Source organism: Marinobacter sp. AL4B (genome assembly GCF_019916045.1).
GTDB lineage: Bacteria > Pseudomonadota > Gammaproteobacteria > Pseudomonadales > Oleiphilaceae > Marinobacter.
Map to the genome: position 1 here is coordinate 49,041 of NZ_JAILWZ010000007.1, position 18,140 is coordinate 67,180.

Sequence of the window (18,140 nt, forward strand, 5' to 3'; positions counted from 1 at the left end):
TCTATTACACGCTAACATTTGGACACTGGAACTTTATGACCCCAACGTCAATTGGTGTTGTTATCACCACCTACAACTCTCCCCTCTGGCTGAGCAAAGTACTGACGGGTTATGAATGCCAGACATTCACTAAGTTCCGGGTGATCATTGCTGACGACGGTTCCACCGATGAAACCCGTGCGTTGATCAATAGCTTTAAAGAGCGCGGCATTTTGGCGATCGACCATGTATGGCATGAGGACGACGGTTTTCGGAAATGCCAAATCCTCAACAAAGCCATTCGTGAAACGAGTTGCGACTACCTGATTTTCACCGATGGCGATTGCATACCCGAGCCAGGTTTCGTAAAAACTCACCACGACCTTGCTAGGCCGGGGCTGTTTTTGTCGGGCGGTTATATCAAGCTCACCATGCCGGTGTCTGAAGCCATTGCCGATGACGACATCCGCTCCGGTGTTATATTCAAGCAGGACTGGCTGGTGACTCACGGGCAGCCGAAGAATCACAAATTGTGGAAACTTTCCCCTTCAACGGGATTCCGTAATTTCATGAACCGCATCACCCCTGCCGCTGCAAGCTGGAATGGCATGAACAGCTCTACCTGGACTCAGGATTTGATTGCCGTTAACGGATTCAATGAAGACATGCAGTACGGTGGTTTGGATCGCGAACTCGGCGAGCGCCTCTGGAACTACGGCCACAAATCTCAGCAGATACGCTACAGCACGGTTTGCCTTCACCTCGATCACGCTCGTGGCTATTCCAAGCCCGAGATCTGGGCTAAAAACCGGGCTATCCGAAAAGCGGTGAAAGACAATAAAACCTTCTGGGCGGAAAACGGCATCGCAAACGACCGACCAACAGCCCCTAAATAAGTACAAGCCTCTGATCAAAGGTTCTGAGAATGAAAGTTAAAGAATATCCACCGTCGTTGTGGCGCACACTTCAGCTGAAATCGTTTCCTGCTACGAAGATCAAAGGTGGGCATTCTCAGAGCGCTGCCCAAGATGTTGTTATCTCGTTTACATCGATCGCATCGAGACTTGAGTACGCGCACTTGGCGGTGCGAAGCATTCTTACTCAGACAGTAACGCCTGAGCGCATTGTTCTCTGGCTTGGAAAAGACTGCGAGCCGAAAATCCCTCAACCATTGCTCAAATTAACCGGCGACATATTTAGCATTAGATTCTGCGAAGACGTGGGCCCCCATACCAAACTGATTTATAGCCTCTCTGAATTTCCAGATCGACGTATTGTCACCTGTGACGATGACCTGATGTACCCTAGGGATTGGTTGGAAAATCTCCTAAAAGCAGCCGAAGAGTTTCCAAATGAGATTATCGGCAATCAGTGTCGACTGATCACGGCGGCGGCTGATGGGGAGCTTTGGCCTTATAAAAAATGGCCATACGAACAACCGGGCGCATCGCATGCCAACACGCTCCCCCTAGGTTATGCTGGCGTTATCTATCCTCCAAAATCACTCCCCGAGTCAACGCTATCGCGCGAACTGTTCAAACAGCTATCACCGAAAGCTGACGATTTGTGGTTCAAGGCTATGAGCGCCGTAAACGGTACCAAATCCAGACGTTCTCCCTACCAGACGAGCAAGCCGCTGCCAATTCCATTCTCACAGGCCGTATCCCTGAAAAAGACTAACGTCAGGGAAGATGGTAACCGAGAGCAATGGTGCAAGCTTGCAGAGCACTTCGAACTGACATTAGACAGAGCTTAAATCGGTACATGCAATATTTACGGGACACACTGTTTCAGCAAGTTGATGTGGGCCACGGCATCACAGCCTTTAAGCGTACCGACTGGCCCAATGAAGACAGGGAGTCTGGCAGCTGGAAAGAAGCAATCGCAAACATGCTCCATGGAGAACAGCCCAAAGCTAGCGTCCCATGGAGCAAAGGTGCTTACAGCCCCGTCATACTAAAAGTAAACGCGCTGAAGTACTCAAGTCAGCGAGTAAGGGCTCTACTAGGAATTCAGCGCCATGGCCGATATGAATGGGCTACCGCCGAAATCCATACCGCTCTGCAGATGCAGGGGAAACCTTACATACCAAAACTGTATGCATACGGGTGGTCAAAAACTCGTTTCGGCTTGCCGGACAGAATATTCTCGATAACGGAATTTCTGAGCGAAACCAAAAGCGTTGAAGAGATTGCTCGCGACGAGGAAAGTTCCGAAATAGCATTACGCTTGGCTCTCGACACATTCCGCCAGGCCATCGACGACGGCCTTCTTCACTTAGACCCTTGGGCTGGAAATTGCCTAATTTCTGATGACCAGAAAAAATGCTGGCTGGTCGATCTAGAGTTTTCCAAGCTAAACAGTCAAGCCCCCATCGAACATACGCTGGGCTTTTGCTGCGGATTTTTCTACAAGGGAAGTATAACTAAACGCTTCACCCCTCTTGAGTACCGAGGATTTGTAGCAGATTGGTTTTCCCAAGCATTGCCAAACAGAAACTTGCAACTCTTTATCGAGAAGATGGATTTTTACATGAATAATCATGTGAAAAGGAAGCGGCGTTTCGCAGCGTTTTAGCTATAAGCGAAGCATTGATAGAAGCAGCCGCTTGAAAGCCCGAACATCCAGCCGGTTTACACGCAAAATCCGCACAAGCGTCCGCCTATAATCCTTTATTAGTCCCGCATCTTTTTGTCGTCTTGCCAACAAATTCAGGTAACGAGAGGCCAGCTTAGGATGACGATCAATAAAGTCCGAATGCCTATCCGCAACCAAAGCGTCACTTTGGGCCTGTTTAAGCAGGTTCTCATTGGTGCTCAGCCGAGGCCCCGCATGAACAAAACAGTCAACAAGAGGCGTTGTTATAGCGCCACAGCCGCTCCCGCCACTTAACATCCTAAACGCTAACTCACGATCCTCAGACACCGTAAGCGATTCATCAAACCCTTCAAATTGACGTAGGACTTCGGCTCTAAAGCACATCCCACTAGCTCCTACGTAGGCCACGGCTTCGTAGTCTAGCTCTGAAGAACGGGACTGCCGACGAATCATGCACGGCCGCTGACGGGCTACCGTACTTTTCCCGGACGATTCATCGTGAACGCTTAATGAAGACCACGCAAAATCAATCTCACCTTTATTCGAATCAAAAAATTCGATCATAGCTGCCGCATAGCCTGGGTGTAGCACATCGTCATCATCCAAGAACGCAATGTACTCGCCGGTCGCTTGCGCTAGCCCCGTATTACGAGCTGCGGACACACCACGAGCATACTCATGACGAAACCCAAAAACCTGGGAGCCCATTTTCTCGTAATTAGCAGCGGGACAACTTCCATCATCCACCACGATTATTTCGAGATCCTCATAGGACTGCTTCACTGACGATTCGACCGCTTTTTTCAGCCGATCAGGTCGGTTATGAGTAGGGATTATGATTGATAGTTTAGGCATAGCTCTCTCGCCAATTGGGTTTACGCGAGTGAAAAAGTATATCTGATTAAGCTTTAGCGTTCAGCGCCCGCATACTGCATTACACAAAGAACATAACCGCCTATCAGACCACAAACATGGTACGATACGCATTCTTTACCATGCCGCCAGCTTTTCAAGAAACCATCCATGTTCAAACACACCCCACAGGCTTTCCGTGCCTCGGACTGGCTAAACATTATCAATTTTGCTCCGCTCGTCTACGTCATGACCGTGATGTGGTGGATACCGGATGGTGACAAATATTCTCCAGCCATTATTCTTGCCATTCTAGTTTTTTTCATTGCGTCACAAGCTTGGAAAACTAGCCAAAGGGCTGAAAATAGTGCCAAACATCTTTTTGCGAGTGCCGTCACTGCATCCGCTCTAATTTGTGGGACTGGCTACTTACTTAACGGTGGCAGCATTTCAGAGTTAAGAACACTTGCAGCACTATCGATTTTTGCGTGGCTATCAACTGCTTTCAAGCTCAATTACTGGGCTTGGTTGGCAGTCATTTTTATTGCAGCAGCAGGTTTTGTTACCGTAAGCTACTACCAGTACTTCATTGAAGGAATACCTCGCACGCACCTTTATTACAACCCTATTCCTTACGCGACGGGTCTCGCTACCGTAATGGTCAGCTCTCTCTTTTTAGCAGTGACATCCCGAAAACTACCCGTCACATTATCCGCTTGGGTAGTCACTCTGCTTCTCTTTTCAGCGACTGCAATGACCGGGACTCGAGGAGTTGTTCTTCCAGCCGCGGCGATCCTATGCACTGTGACAATCTATTATCTTTGCGGCAGAAAAAAACTCAGAAAAACGGCGCTCGCTGCAACGGTGGCTACACTCACTCTCATCACTGCACTTGGCGCGCACATTTTTGAAGACCGCATCAATCTCACGGTAACAGAGCTGTCTCTCATTGCGTCTGGAAACAAAACCAGCTCAATCGGGCTACGCCTACAGTTTTGGGAGGCGGCATCCGTAATGGCGACGATGGAGCCACTTACCGGACTCGGGGAGGGTCACAAGTCTGTCTATCAAGATTTAGCGGCCCAGGGATTGGTTGACCAAAAAGCAGCAGCCTACGCGCCCTACCACTATCACAACCAATTTCTGGACACTCTCGTTAAGCAGGGAGTTCCCGGGTTGCTAGCTTTATTGCTCTTACTTGGCTTGCCCTTGGCGCTCGCGGCAAAATATTATCGCGACACGCCATTAGTGCTTGGCAGCATCGGAGGAATGACAGTTCTGTATACCGTAGCATCACTCACTGACGTCCCGTTCAACCACCCTGTGACGATCAACCTTTTCGTGTTGTCATCGATAGCACTGTTTAGCCTGAAAACCGAATCACAGCGCTAACAACGTTTACGGCACAACTCGCCTGTACCCAGCGAGCTTGCAGCGAGCGGCGCCGAACTTTCGCTTCAACCTTAATCGGCGCTTCTTTAAGTAGTTAGCAAAACCTTTCTCAGCTTTCTCACTCAGACCTGCACGACTACTTTCAATATAGCTTTCATTTCGATCTTCTGGGTGCGCCAGCCGGTTGCTAAAGTGAATGACCCCGTCCGCTTCCGTGACAAAAAACATCCCCCAAGCATCGGCCAGTTTTAACGACTCTCTTTGGGTCGCCAAAATACGTTCAGCGCTTGATCGAGTTATGCCATAACAGCAGGTACGAAGTACGTGAGCATTTGAGTACGGGGGGAGCGCATATACATTATCTCGCCCGGCCCCTTTGCCGACTATGTACTTCCTGGAAGGCAGACCTTCTTGGCCACCAAAGATAATCAAACCATCAGCAGGAATGGCCCACAGATCTTCGATGGATTCCGTTAAAGATCCATCGTCTCCGATCACATCGTCCTCAAGGATAACGGCTCGCTCAGCTTCAGTTTGTAGAAATAACTCAAGTGCCTTTATATGACTTAAACTACAGCCCACCTCGGCCGGCGCGAGTATCCGACGATGATTTACCATTGCGCTTGACGCGTAGCGGAAATAGTCTTGGGCCCCTAGTTTTCGGCCATCCACTGCCTCTACCAAAGTCATGGAGGAGTAAAGCTCAGGAAAACTTTTCTCTAAGCGCTCGCGACGAGCAGAGTCCCCTTTCATGGAGACCAAAAATATCGGTGTGCTTTTCATCAATCAAACTCTCGATCGGGTGCCGCATCTCTGGCGGCACGCTTGATGCGTAACATTTGCTTTTTCTCAAAGACCCGCTGTTTAAAACTTTCGGGATCAGACCTTAATCCCCCCGGACTTGCCCCCCAAGCATCCAAGTATGATGCGTGCAAGATCCGCGGCAAATCTTCGGGTGGAAGCCTCGCCCCCAAATTGGCCAAATTCGTAAGCGCCAGCGATTCACTCAGACCTCGCGGGTGCAGCCGCACATCATCCTCGTCCACCATTCGGATAACGTCATCGGCATTTATCAGGTAATTGGTCAAATTGCAGTCGAGTTGCTCAATCCCTAACTTATGGAGATCAGCTACACAGCGCCCTAAAAGGTGCAAAAGCTCTAAGACGCGAGCTTGATCATTTTGCTCGTAGGCTGACCTAAGAACCTCACGCATTGATCTATATCCCGAGAGGAATTCAGTAGCAAAACCAAAACACTGAAGTTTCTGAACCCACCCAGCATATACAATACCCGGCACCGGCCCACCTGCTCGCCGGATTTTCTTTCCTCGCCGTAGTGCTCTCAACCAATGAATCAATCCAAACAACGGCTTTCGATAGCATTTGATCGCAACTTCCTGCCCATCAACCAAGGCACGATAAGTAATGCGGGTGCGTCGAATATTGGAGTGAAGTTCTTCTTTAAACTCGATAGTGGCCATCAGTAAAAATTGCGCTCTAAAACATCAAATTAACGTTCTTCATGCTCATAGGCATGAAGCAGAACGTCCCAGTTCGCTTGTCGCTCTCTATCGCTTAGATGCACACATCGTTTCTCAACAGAACGACGTAAGCGACTTAGATTCCTCTGGCGCCACGGAGAATCTGGCCCTTTTTCAGTCGGTTCCACTAGCCTGCATCGATCGAAGTCAATCAGATAAATACGCTCGTCCGCCACCAAGATATTGTCACAATTCAGGTCCACATGATCCAAACCATGATCGTGAAACTGACGTATTACTCTACCCAACTTTCTCCATAGATCCTCACGAGTGATCGACGCACAGTCAGCAAAGGTTACAGCACCGGGTATACGTTTAATCAAAATGGCCGCCTGATACCAAAACCAACGACGCCGCCAGACAATCGCAGCAACAGGCTCCGGCACGGGCAAGCCCGCAGCATACAATCGTTCGAGCAGTCGATGCTCCGCCACCGATCTCGCACGCTCAAAACCTGTAAAAAAGTAGGTTACCTTAGAAAGGCGGGACATAAGCCCGCCCCGACGGTAGTGTCGAAGAACAAGATTGTCTGAATCTCGGCGAATAAACCAAGCCCCCCCTCTGCCCCCAGAGGAGACAGGTTCTGAACGGTCACCCCAGTAGTCGGGATAAAACCATGCTTCAGTAACACCGTGAAAGGCTTCAGCAACCACTAGCTTTAGCTGATCAGGAGGAGTAATTCGGCTCGTGGCAGAGTTCACAAACTATTTTCTCCGAGGCTGGCACTGACCGGAGCCAGATAAAGACGTTGATAGCTCATTAGGCTAAACTGGCGATCAGTTTACCAACGAGCCCTTCTGGGCTCCACATCCTGCTGTAAAAGATTCGTAAATGGCTCTTAATTCGATGAAATCCATCTGTATCCTCCGCCTATCCGCCATCGGCGACGTCACTCACGTCATCCCGGTTGTTCTTAGCCTTCAAGAGCAACTCCCCGGCGTTCATATCACGTGGGTCATTGGCAAAATCGAAGCCAAGCTCATTGGCGATTTGCCAGGGGTCGAGTTCATCATCTTCGACAAGAAAACCGGCCGTCAAGGCTATGCGGACCTGCGAAAACAGATGAAAGATCGCAAGTTCGATGCCTTGCTGCACATGCAGGTCGCGCTGCGAGCAAACCTCGCCGCAGCGTTGATTCCGGCCAAGATCAAAGTCGGCTACGACAAAGCCCGCAGTAAAGACTTGCACAGTTTGTTCATCAACAAGCGTATTGCTCCCGCGCCCCAGCAACACGTCAGGGATTGCCTGGCAAGTTTCCTTGAGCCGTTGGGACTCAAGGCAGCCCCTCCCCGGTGGCACATCCCTCTGACAGATGCGGATCACGAATTTGCTCGCAGCCACTTGGCGGCTGACCGAAAGAACCTGATCATCAGTCCCTGCGCCAGCCACACGTTAAGGAATTGGCCAGCCGAGCGCTACGCGCAGCTTGCAGACTACGCTATCGAAACGTACGGCATGAAGGTCATTCTGGTGGGTAGTCCTGCGCCTTTTGAAGCCGAGTACTGCACCGCCATCGAAAGCGCCATGAAGCAAAAAGCGGACAACATTTGCGGCAAAGACACTCTGAAGCAGCTCACGGCTTTAATGAGTGAGGCCGACCTTGTGGTTGCACCGGATACCGGCCCCGCCCACATCGCCAGCTCGGTGAACACCGATGTCTTAGGCATTTTCGCCGCCAGTAACCCCAATCGCTCAGGGCCCTACAATTCGCTGAAATGGTGCGTTAATCGCTACCCGGAAGCGCTGCAAAAGTTTACCGATAAAACCGTGGAAGAAGCGCGCTGGGGCGCCAAGGCAGAATTCGAAGGGGCGATGGAACTGGTGTCGGTCAAAGACGCAGCTGAAATGTTGGATCGCTGGGTGACCGAAAAAAACTGAACTAAAATACGCTGAAGCTTCCGAATACGGTCGAACCAATCGACGTTTAGAAGCTTCAGCAAACCGCACTATCATCCATCTTACTTGCGTGCGGTGTAATCCTGATAAGACTTTTCTTCAACAAAGCGTGAGCCTAGCGCCAGGTTCACTTCTTTTTTGATGGCCGCACGTTTGTCGTTGGTCACGTAGACAGCACGAGCGAGTTCAATAAAACGCGGGCCGAAGTTTTGATCCGCTTCTTCGTCGCGAATGTCGTCTTCGATTACCCAAAGCTCTTCGTTAACCGCTTTAAGCTGCTTTCGCAGATCCGCAATTTCGGCCGCCTTATCCTTTACTGCCTCATCCCAAGTTGCGCCCAACTCATTCAGCTCCAAACGCACATTTTTGACTTTCGCTTCGTCTTTTATGCGTTCGGATTTGATCTCAAGGATCGTGATTTTGTCCAACACTTCACCGAAAGAAACCGGTACCTTAATTACGTCTGCCATTGTCTTGCCCTGTTTTTCCGTGAATTCAATACAGCGAAGCCGCCGGAACTAAAAGCACCGGCGGCCACTTTGGAATAGCTAACTGCTGCCTTAACCTTTAACGTGAGTCAGCCACTCAGAATGCTGAGCCAGCTTACCCTTAACCGCTTCAAAATACATGCTTTGGAGCTTTTCAGTGATCGGGCCTCGCTTACCTTCACCAATTGCGCGACCATCCAGCTCGCGAATCGGCAGAACCTCAGCCGCCGTGCCAGTAAAGAAGGCCTCTTCCGCAACGTACACTTCGTCACGAGTAATGCGCCGCTCTTTCACCTGCAGGCCAAGTTCTTTAGCGAAATCGATGATGGTGGCTCGGGTAATACCTTCCAGGCAAGAGGTCAGCTCAGGCGTGTGCAACACACCGTCACGGACGATGAAAATATTCTCGCCGGAACCTTCCGCTACATAACCTTCGTTGTCCAGCAACAACGCTTCTTCCGCACCGCCGGAGATGGCTTCATTCAATGCCAACATGGAGTTGATGTAGTTACCGTTGGCCTTCGCCTTACACATCGTGATGTTGACGTGGTGGCGAGTGTAAGAAGAGGTACGCACCTTGATGCCCACTTCTTTGGCTTCAGGGGACATGTAGGAAGGCCAGCTCCAGGCGGCAACCATCACATGTACCTTGAGGTTATCGGCACGAAGACCCATGCCTTCAGAGCCCAAGAACACCATAGGGCGCAGGTAGGCTTCGTCCAGATTGTTTTCACGTACGGCGGCACGCTGGGCTTCGTTGATCTCGTCTTTGCTGAACGGCATTTTCATGTTCAGGATATGAGCCGAGCGAAACAGACGGTCGGTGTGCTCTTTCAGGCGGAAAATCGCCGGGCCATTGGCGGTATTGTAGGCTCGCACCCCTTCAAAACAGCCGAGGCCGTAGTGCAAGGTATGGGTAAGGACGTGGGTCTTGGCTTCGCGCCATTCAACCATTTCACCATCCAGCCAGATAACGCCATCGCGATCAGCCATCGACATTTCTTTTCTGCTCCTAAAAAAAGCGATTTTCGGGGAACTCGCATTCTAGCAGGAATACCGGCCAGAAATAAATTTAGCTTGCTAATCAAGCATAACTTTTTTCCACATCTCTTCGATATATCCACGCTCATCCACAAACCGCTCCCCTTCCACCCGGCTGCTCAGGTTCTGCAGCGCCCGCCGGTGAATCGTTGACCGCAAGACAATATAAGCCTCTCGCAACTTCTCGGTATCCATCACGTCCAGCACACCAGCACGCCCCAACTCTTCCAGCTGTCGAATGTTATCGCTCCACTGAGTCAACTCCGGATGCTCACCACTCCAGGCCAGCATCAGGTACTGCACCATGAACTCGATGTCCACAATGCCACCGAAGTCATGTTTGACATGAAACTCCTCGGCCCTTTTCGACTCTGCCGTACCAAGGTTGGCGCGCATTTTCTCACGCATATCTACAACCTCTTTCCGCAGCGCGAGCTTGTCACGCTCGGCACACAAAATATCATGCCGAACGCGTTCAAAGGCTGCCAAGGTGTCGCGACAACCCGCCACACCCCGCGCGCGAGCCAAAGCCTGATGTTCCCAGGTCCAGGCATCATTCTGCTGATATTTCTCAAACGACTGAAGTGTACTGACCAGCAGCCCAGAATTACCCGAAGGCCGCAATCGCATATCCACTTCGTACAGTTGGCCGGATGGGGTTTGCGTGCTTAGGATGTGCACAATACGCTGGCCAAGGCGGGTGTAGAAGATAGCATTATCGATCGGCTTGTCGCCGTCGGTCGTCAAGAGCGGGTCAGACTGGTGTACAAACACCAAATCCAAATCCGAGGTATACCCCATCTCGATGCCGCCCAGCTTGCCGTAGCCCAAAATAGCGAAATCAATATCACAGGCCGTGCCGTCAACACGTTGCGGGCGGCCGTGCCGGCTCACCAGATTCGAGAAAGCCACATCCACTGCGTGGTCCAGCACCACCTCGGCAATCCAGGTCAGGTAATCGCTCACCTTCATCAGCGGTAAGGTGCCTTTAATCTCCGAGGCGGCCACTCGTAACGTATGCGCTTTTTTAAAGTGTCGAAGAGATTCCATCTGCTCTTCTAGATCTTCGTAGGGGATGCGCAGCATTTGTTGTCGCAAGTCATCCTGCAACGCCTCTTTAGCCGGCGGGCTATATAGACTCTCGGCGTTCAACAATTCATCCAGCAGCAGTGGTGTATCAGCCAGCAACTTGGCAATCCACGGGCTTTCACTACACAGGCCGACTAATTGCGTCAATGCGTTGCGATTCTCCACCAGCAAGACCATGTAGGCGGTCCGGCGCAGAATGGCCTCAACCAACAGCAACACCCGCTCCAGGGTTTCCGAGGCATTCTCCACCTCTGTCAGCGCACTCAACAGCAGAGGCATGAACTGATTCAGGCGCTTACGACCTTGCGTCTGCATCGTTTGCACGGTACGGCCGTTATGCAAGGCCGCAAGTAATTTATAACTGCCCTCCGGGTTTTCATAACCTTGCGCCGCCAGCCACTCGATAGCCGCAGGCTCATCCATTTCTGATAACCACAGCTCAAACCAGCCATCGTCCACGGCAGCTTCGCCTTCACCCTCTTCGTCTTCAGTCGCGATGATGTTGGCAAAATGCAGTGCGACTCTCTCCCGGTGGCTGGCTAACGCCGACTCACAAGCGAACCAATCATCAAACCCCATAATGCGTGCGATTCGGGCCTGGCACAGAGGGTTGTCCGGCAAGGTTTGCGTCTGCTTGTCTTCCACTCCTTGCAGGGCATGCTCGATATTTCTCAAAAATACATAGGCTTCGCGAAGCTCCTTCACCACGACTGAAGGTAACAGCTCCAACTCTTCCAACTCTTTGAGAATATTCAGTAATTCCCGCTGCTGTAGTTCTCGGTCTCGTCCACCGCGTATCAACTGGAACGCTTGCACCACAAATTCGATCTCGCGGATACCACCACTGCCCAGCTTGATGTTGTCTTCCAACCCCTTACGACGCACTTCCCGGACAATCATCGCTTTCATATTGCGAAGCGACTCGAAGGCACTGAAATCGATGTATTTGCGGTACACAAACGGCCGCAAGCTCTCAATCAGAACAGCCCCTGCACGCTGATCACCGGCGACAACCCGAGCCTTTACCATGGCGTAGCGCTCCCAATCACGGCCCTGATCCTGATAGTAGGTTTCCAGCGCTGCAAAACTCAGCGCCAATGCACCGCTTTGGCCATAAGGCCGCAGGCGCATGTCAACCCGAAACACAAAACCATCGGCAGTGATCTGATCCAGCGCCTGAATCAACCGCTGCCCCAGGCGAATGAAGAACTGCTGATTGTCCAGCGCGCGGCGACCGCCTTGGGTCTCGCCATTGGAAGGAAAGGCAAAAATCAGATCAATATCCGAGGACACATTCAGCTCTCGACCACCGAGCTTCCCCATCCCCAGCACAACCATGCGCTGGGGAGACTCGTCTCCGGTTACGGGATCTTTACCCCATGGCGTGCCAAATTCATTACACGCTCTGGTGTAGAGCCAATCCAGCGCCCCATCAATACAGACATCAGCAAACGTACTGGTGGCCAGCATGGTTTCATTAAGATCTGCCCACCCCATCAAGTCCCGCCAGATGATGCGAAATTGCACCTCACGGCGAAAACGGCGCAAAGCGCTGTGTAGATCTGACTCTACCTCCACTGCATTCAGATAACTGGCCCATCGCTCTGCTAGCCACGCCTCGGTGGTAGGCTCGGTCATAGGGCGATTAGCGAACACCTCTTGCATGCAGTCAGGGTGGCGCTGGAGCGTCTGGCGCAAAAACACACTACGCGCCACCGCTTCTGCAATATCCGCCTCGGGTACCACGGCCAGCCAATCGGGCACACCGTCTGGAAATGTCGACGACCAGCAAGCCGATACGTCATCAGCAAGCGCTGCCGGTAGCGATTCCCAAGGCTCAGACATAACGCAACTCCCTTATCTCTCTGATATATTCCAAGTACTGTATAACGAACTCGCCAAGGACTGAACAGGCCCCGACATTCATGATGAGAAATAAGCGACCGCTAAATCCGGAGCACACTCAGTCGCACCTGCCCATGGGCGGGCTAATTCGCCAACGGGTCAAGCGCCTGTTCCTGGCTCTCGCGGCGCTAACGTGTACTCACATTCTGATTCTCTGGACATTCGAACCCCTAACTCTGTTTGAATCCGCGTGGCTGACCATGACGACCCTGGTCACGGTTGGCTACGGCGACTTTGCACCGGTAACCGTTGTTGGACGCATCAGCACGGTACTGCTGATGTTTATTTCGTCAATCACTTTGCTGACATTGATCGTTAGTGACTACATTGAATACCGTTTTTACCGCCGCGAACGAATCCTGACTGGACGCTGGATCTACAACATGAAAGACCACATCGTAATCATTAACACCCCCCGCAGCGGAGGCGAACAGTATTTCATGCGCTTCGCTTCGCAAATTCGCTCTATCCCCGAATACCACACCGTTCCGATCATACTGTTGACGCGTCAGTTCCCAGGTGGCTTACCCGCAGAGTTGAGGGACTGCGGCATGGTGCACTTTCATGGCGCCGGGAATGACCCCGAAGCACTCAAGGCCGTTCACGCGGGCGATGCCAAACACATCATAGTGCTCGCTGCGGATGAGACCGACGCTTTCTCTGATAGCCTGACGTTCGACATTTCCCATCGGTTGACCGAATCCAACCTGGGCAATCGAACCACCGCCGAATGCGTCAGCGACATCAATCGAGAGCGCTTCAAAACACTCGGCGTGCGCACCGTTATCCGCCCCGTGCGCACTTACCCGGAAATCATGGTACGGGCCGTTGTCGCTCCCGGCTCCGAAAAGGTGCTGGAGGATATGTTCAATTACGAACGCGACCACCCTCACCGCTATGAACTCGAATTGGACGACCTGACTTGGGCCGATATCGTCAGCGCTCTCGTCCGCCACGGTATTGGAACCGCCTTGGCGTATATCGATCACGACAACGAAGTGACCTGCCACCCCGCCTCGAACAAAGAAGTGGAAGGCAAAGGGTTGATCGTGCTGGTAAGCTCCAGCGACACGCCAACGGTGACTGTGGTGGAAGAGGCATTAGATCGCTATCGAGAGTTCCTCAAAAAATGGCGGGCGCTACAAGACAACGGCACCGAAAATAACGAACAGAAATAACGGGATCATCCATGTCAGTTCAGGATGTTGAGTTCTTCCGACCTTTATTTACGGCGCTCGCCGCGAACGATGACAGCCATATGCAGATCGCGGCATCCACGTTCAACGCCGCCGATTTAGCAGACTTCATCGAAGCGCATCCGGAAGCCGACGTGGGCATTCGCCTGCTTGGAGCCCTGTCAAAGGAACAAGGCGGCAAGGTACTGGGGTACATTGGACCAACCACCCAGACGCTCATCGCCCAGCAGCTTCCGACCCGAAGCCTGACTGAACTGGTCACGGCGATGCCCTCGGATGAGCGAGCCGATTTCTTCCAACTACTGGACGAACAGCAACAGCACAGCTTGTTTCAATCGCTCGCTAGCAAAGAACGGGAAGACCTGCTGCGCCTGGCCAGTTTCGAAGAAGGCACTGCCGGCGCCTTAATGAGTTCCGATTACGCCACGATTAACACGGGAGTAAACGCCAGTACCGCCATTGATTTACTTCGCAAAACCGCCCCCGATAAAGAAACCATTTACCACGCTTATGTGGTGGACGGGAGTCATACGCTGTTAGGCGCCGTATCGCTCAGAAACCTGATCACGGCCACACCCAGCGCTTCGGTGAACGCTCTGATTGCTACAGGGCTTGTGACCGCCAAGACAGACACGCCTCAAGAAGAGGTGGCTCGCCTTATATCCAGGTACGATTTGCTGGCCTTACCCATTATCGACCACGACAACCGATTGGTCGGCATTGTCACCTACGATGACGCGATGGACGCAGCTGAAGCCGAAGCGACAGAAGATATGCACAAAGGTGCCACCGTGGGAAAGCTCACCGGCACCTTGCGAGATGCCTCGCCGTTTTCGCTCTACCGCTCTCGCGTGCAATGGCTAGTCATTCTCGTATTCGCCAATATATTCACGGGGGCAGGCATCGCGTACTTTGAAGGCATTATCTCAGAGCACATCGCCTTGCTGTTTTTTATGCCTTTGTTGGTTGCCAGCGCGGGTAACGCCGGTGCCCAGTCAGCCACCTTGATGGTGCGCGGCATGGCCACCGGCGATGTAACCGTCAAGGATTGGGGACGTTTGCTGGGCAAAGAAACTTTGGTAGCCACCGGTCTTGGCTTGACCATGGCCGCGGCCGTGATGGTGGTAGGACTGCTGCGGGCAGGGCCAGAAATTGCAACCGTTGTTGCGGTGACGATGATTGTGGTGGTGATGGTAGGCAGCCTGATCGGCATGTTGCTGCCTTTCTTGCTCGACAAACTGAAGTTTGACCCGGCCACGGCCAGCACTCCGCTGATTACTACCATCGCAGACGTGAGCGGAGTGCTGATCTACTTCAGCATTGCTACCGCCCTTCTCGGTATCAGCTAGCGGAGGCGATCGCGAGCTGCAGCTCGCCCATGCGGGGAATGTTTTGAACCATATCGGCAACATGGCAACCGCGGATCAATTCAGGCATAAGCTGATCCCACACTTCCTGAAGGCCAACCTCAATAGCCAATTCTTGCACCTCTGACAAAGACTCCGTCGAAAAGACCACGGGCTCACGTAACAACCAGGTTAGACTTAACTGGTGCAGAAACTCCGTCACCGATAGTACGCCGGCGTTTTGACCAACAGTTGGCCGATGAATGCCCGCCAAGTGATAGCCCTGCTCTGCTTTACTCACCAAATTAAGGAATACCGGAACCTCTCGGGCCAGTGCTGCCGCCCCGATCATCAATGATTCAGAGTTACCAGACTTCAATTCAAATTCCACTTCGTGCAATGGCCTGGCACCACCTCCGCCTGCAATTTCTCCAAAATCGACTGCCACCTCAATCACTGAATCAACGGTACTCAACATGACGATCTGGCGGGTGAAGTTGGTTTCAAACGCCAGCTTCAACTCGGACAGATCCAATTGATCGTTCAGCGGGGTTTGTTCGAGTAAGGACATATCCAAATCTGCACTCGGGATCTCCCATTCCCATTCTTCCCGCCGATGAGCCCCGTCAACAAACTCGCCTTGGGTTTTCAGAGTTTGTATGTACTGACCGCCAACCTCACGCACACGTAGTGCCGCTCGGGCATGATTCAGCGCTGCAGCTGGGGTGTCGTAATAGCGGTTCACCAACAACTTTCTCGGGCCTTCAGAGGCTTCCGGTTGGGCCAACAGCCATGCCAACGCTTCAGCCTGGGATTGCTCAGACAGGGTAAGTTTGATTTCGAGCTCCGTGGCCATAGGGGGTTCCTAAAGAACTTGTGGGGGGCTAAAAATACAAAAACCGGTGACCTAAGTCACCGGTTTTCGATACTACTGGATTAGCTGGTTAGCTGATCAGAAGTAGTAAACAGCACCAACGGCTGCAATGGACTGCTCGTCACCTGAGCCATCCAGTGTGTACTGCGCATCGTTGTCACCGTTCGACAGGTAGCCTTCAACATACACGTACATGTGGTCTGACAGATTGTGCAGAGCCTGCAAAGCGATAGTGTCGTTTTTATCACCTGATACGTCGTTGTCATTCAGCTGATAAGACAACGCGAACTGGTTTGCGCCCATGGTGTAAACACCCATCAAACCAAGAACGTCTGCTACGTCTTTACGGGTCTCGTATGAAGCCGTCAGACGCAGATCATCAAGGTTGTAGCTGGCCCGCAGGCCATAGGTGTTTTCGTTATTGATGTCAGCGCCAGTGCCGGAATATTCAGTGGTACCGTCGTTGGAGTCCATGGCGAAAGCCAGCTCCAAAGCGTCAACGGTATACATTGCTGCCAACTGATATGGGTAAGACTTGCCACCTGTGGTGCTGTCGCCGTTCACCTGAACAGCTGCACCAACGGTAAACCCACCGAAGGACGGAGACAGGTACTGAATCAGATCGCCTTCACCTGTCTCGTAGTTGCCACCGATGTCAGAGCCAACTTCGTAAAAGTTATAGATTTCGTCAATTGCTGACTCATACATCGAGTCGTCAGAACCAACCCAAACCTGACCAAAGCTATCGCCTTTCACACCAATGTAGGCTTCGTCCAAGCCATCGATGCCGTTACTGGCAGCTTTGTCGTCAGCGTCGATACCTTCCAGTTCTAACTTGAAGAAACCGGTGATACCTGGAGCGATTTCGTGATCATGCTTGATGCCAAGGGTTGAGCCGTTATCAGCATGCTCAACAGCGGAACCAGCGCCATCAACATTGGTGTGCTTCAACACGTACTGGATGTTACCGTAAACGGTCGGCAGGTTGCTTTCTTGGGCCATAACAGCGCCAGAGAAGGTTGCAGCTGCGATAGCAGAAGCAAGAATAGTTTTTTTCATGTTGCATCTTCCTTATGTGAGTTAACTCAGGTTCTTCGACGGGTCTTAAGGCCCGATCTTTTCTTTTTATCTAACAAGGCAAACCGTGGGCCTTGATTCTCAGTCACTTACAGAACTCTGTTAAAGTTCCCTGTGATGATCCTTTTTTAATACAACAATTACATTTTTGCAAATTTTTAGCGGCTAATTTTTAACCGATTCACGATCCAAAATCAAAACTTGAGCGTCTACTTATACTTACGAACACAATGGGCTTGCATAGCATAATTTAGGCCCAAAACCATTATTTTCTTTATAGCCAACAAGTTGCATATCCAGCCTTTTGTAGAGAACGCACTATAATTAGACTGCAAGGCCCCACTCTACAAATAATGCCCCACTCACGGGCATTATTAATTCAACTTCAAAATGACCTATTTTGACGGCCCCGTTTCCAGCAAAAATGTAACTGGCCCGTCATTCACTAACGCCACCTTCATATCTGCGCCAAACTCGCCGGTTTGCACACGCTCAGGTCCCAACAGACTCTTCACCTGACCGATAAACTCTTCGTACAGACGATTAGCAACGTCGGGGGAAGCCGCAAGAGAAAAGCCCGGCCGAGTTCCGGAGGAGGTATCCGCGGCTAAGGTGAACTGGGGAACAATTAGAAGCGAGCCACCAGAATCCTGAACGTTCACGTTCATCCGGCCTTGCTCATCGGGAAACACCCGGTATGAGAGAATCTTTCGGCACAGCTCCTTGGCCTCGATTGCGGTATCATTCCTTTCCACACCTAATAGCAATAACAACCCATTACCAATACTGGCAATTTGGCGATCCCCCACGGCAACACTTGCCACCGATACTCGCTGGATTAATCCTTTCATTTCGTGCCTTGGCAA

At 51.6% G+C, this 18,140-nt stretch carries 17 protein-coding genes; 7 read left to right on the forward strand and 10 right to left on the reverse strand.

From position 1 onward, the window contains the following. The first annotated feature begins 35 nt into the window (after positions 1–35). Genes K5L82_RS00345 through K5L82_RS00355 form a run of 3 tightly spaced genes read left to right on the forward strand, consistent with a single transcriptional unit; the run spans position 36 to position 2,556 of the window. Positions 36–875, forward strand: a complete 840-nt coding sequence (locus K5L82_RS00345; protein WP_223132778.1) for a glycosyltransferase family 2 protein — start codon at positions 36–38, stop codon at positions 873–875. Between the two features lie 29 nt (positions 876–904). After that, positions 905–1,735, forward strand: coding sequence for a glycosyltransferase (locus K5L82_RS00350; protein WP_223132779.1), 831 nt, complete (start codon positions 905–907; stop codon positions 1,733–1,735). A gap of 8 nt (positions 1,736–1,743) precedes the next feature. Then, positions 1,744–2,556, forward strand: a complete 813-nt coding sequence (locus K5L82_RS00355; RefSeq protein WP_223132780.1) for a hypothetical protein — start codon at positions 1,744–1,746, stop codon at positions 2,554–2,556. Here the strand turns inward: K5L82_RS00355 and K5L82_RS00360 are convergent, their stop codons facing one another. After that, positions 2,557–3,432: a glycosyltransferase family 2 protein gene (locus K5L82_RS00360; RefSeq protein ID WP_223132781.1), complete on the reverse strand. Its 876-nt coding sequence runs from the start codon at positions 3,430–3,432 to the stop codon at positions 2,557–2,559. It lies immediately after the preceding gene. Between the two features lie 168 nt (positions 3,433–3,600). Here K5L82_RS00360 and K5L82_RS00365 point away from each other — a divergent pair, with 168 nt between their 5' ends. Next, positions 3,601–4,821, forward strand: coding sequence for an O-antigen ligase family protein (locus K5L82_RS00365; protein ID WP_223132782.1), 1,221 nt, complete (start codon positions 3,601–3,603; stop codon positions 4,819–4,821). 6 nt (positions 4,822–4,827) lie between these two features. On the opposite strand, the gene K5L82_RS00370 is transcribed toward K5L82_RS00365, so the two are convergent. The 3 genes from K5L82_RS00370 to K5L82_RS00380 are packed head-to-tail and all read right to left on the reverse strand — an operon-like array spanning position 4,828 to position 7,063. After that, complete coding sequence (locus K5L82_RS00370) at positions 4,828–5,604, reverse strand: glycosyltransferase family 25 protein (RefSeq protein ID WP_223132783.1); 777 nt, start codon at positions 5,602–5,604, stop codon at positions 4,828–4,830. Further along, positions 5,604–6,302 carry a lipopolysaccharide kinase InaA family protein gene (locus K5L82_RS00375; RefSeq protein ID WP_223132784.1) on the reverse strand — a complete coding sequence of 233 codons (699 nt, stop codon included), beginning with the start codon at positions 6,300–6,302 and terminating at the stop codon, positions 5,604–5,606. Before K5L82_RS00375 ends, K5L82_RS00370 begins: the two co-directional genes overlap by 1 nt. 29 nt (positions 6,303–6,331) lie before the next feature. Beyond that, positions 6,332–7,063, reverse strand: coding sequence for a 3-deoxy-D-manno-octulosonic acid kinase (locus tag K5L82_RS00380; protein ID WP_223132785.1), 732 nt, complete (start codon positions 7,061–7,063; stop codon positions 6,332–6,334). Between the two features lie 145 nt (positions 7,064–7,208). On the opposite strand from K5L82_RS00380, the gene K5L82_RS00385 reads away from it, so the two are divergent. After that, positions 7,209–8,240, forward strand: a complete 1,032-nt coding sequence (locus K5L82_RS00385; protein ID WP_133007622.1) for a glycosyltransferase family 9 protein — start codon at positions 7,209–7,211, stop codon at positions 8,238–8,240. An 80-nt stretch (positions 8,241–8,320) separates the two neighbouring features. Here the strand turns inward: K5L82_RS00385 and K5L82_RS00390 are convergent, their stop codons facing one another. From K5L82_RS00390 to glnE, 3 genes are all read right to left on the reverse strand, one after another. Continuing rightward, a complete protein-coding gene (locus tag K5L82_RS00390) occupies positions 8,321–8,728 on the reverse strand; it encodes a DUF6165 family protein (RefSeq protein ID WP_133006519.1) in 408 nt (135 codons plus the stop codon). 90 nt (positions 8,729–8,818) lie between these two features. After that, positions 8,819–9,745: a branched-chain amino acid transaminase gene (locus K5L82_RS00395; protein ID WP_223132786.1), complete on the reverse strand. Its 927-nt coding sequence runs from the start codon at positions 9,743–9,745 to the stop codon at positions 8,819–8,821. Between the two features lie 81 nt (positions 9,746–9,826). Then, a complete protein-coding gene (gene glnE / locus K5L82_RS00400; RefSeq protein ID WP_223132787.1) occupies positions 9,827–12,721 on the reverse strand; it encodes a bifunctional [glutamate--ammonia ligase]-adenylyl-L-tyrosine phosphorylase/[glutamate--ammonia-ligase] adenylyltransferase in 2,895 nt (964 codons plus the stop codon). Positions 12,722–12,801: 80 nt separating this feature from the next. Between glnE and K5L82_RS00405 the strand changes: the two genes are divergently transcribed. After that, positions 12,802–13,959 (forward strand): potassium channel family protein, encoded by a 1,158-nt coding sequence (locus K5L82_RS00405; RefSeq protein WP_133006522.1) that lies wholly within the window; start codon positions 12,802–12,804, stop codon positions 13,957–13,959. Between the two features lie 11 nt (positions 13,960–13,970). Continuing rightward, a complete protein-coding gene (gene mgtE, locus K5L82_RS00410) occupies positions 13,971–15,326 on the forward strand; it encodes a magnesium transporter (protein ID WP_223132788.1) in 1,356 nt (451 codons plus the stop codon). On the opposite strand, the gene K5L82_RS00415 is transcribed toward mgtE, so the two are convergent. From K5L82_RS00415 to dtd, 3 genes are all read right to left on the reverse strand, one after another. Beyond that, positions 15,319–16,179, reverse strand: a complete 861-nt coding sequence (locus K5L82_RS00415) for a CYTH domain-containing protein (RefSeq protein ID WP_133006524.1) — start codon at positions 16,177–16,179, stop codon at positions 15,319–15,321. The genes mgtE and K5L82_RS00415 overlap by 8 nt on opposite strands. Before the next feature lie 96 nt (positions 16,180–16,275). Then, the gene (locus tag K5L82_RS00420) at positions 16,276–17,256 is read right to left on the reverse strand and encodes a porin (RefSeq protein ID WP_133006525.1); all 981 of its coding nucleotides are present in this window, start codon (positions 17,254–17,256) and stop codon (positions 16,276–16,278) included. 413 nt (positions 17,257–17,669) lie between these two features. After that, positions 17,670–18,125 carry a D-aminoacyl-tRNA deacylase gene (gene dtd / locus K5L82_RS00425; protein ID WP_223132789.1) on the reverse strand — a complete coding sequence of 152 codons (456 nt, stop codon included), beginning with the start codon at positions 18,123–18,125 and terminating at the stop codon, positions 17,670–17,672. Between the last annotated feature and the right edge of the window lie 15 nt (positions 18,126–18,140).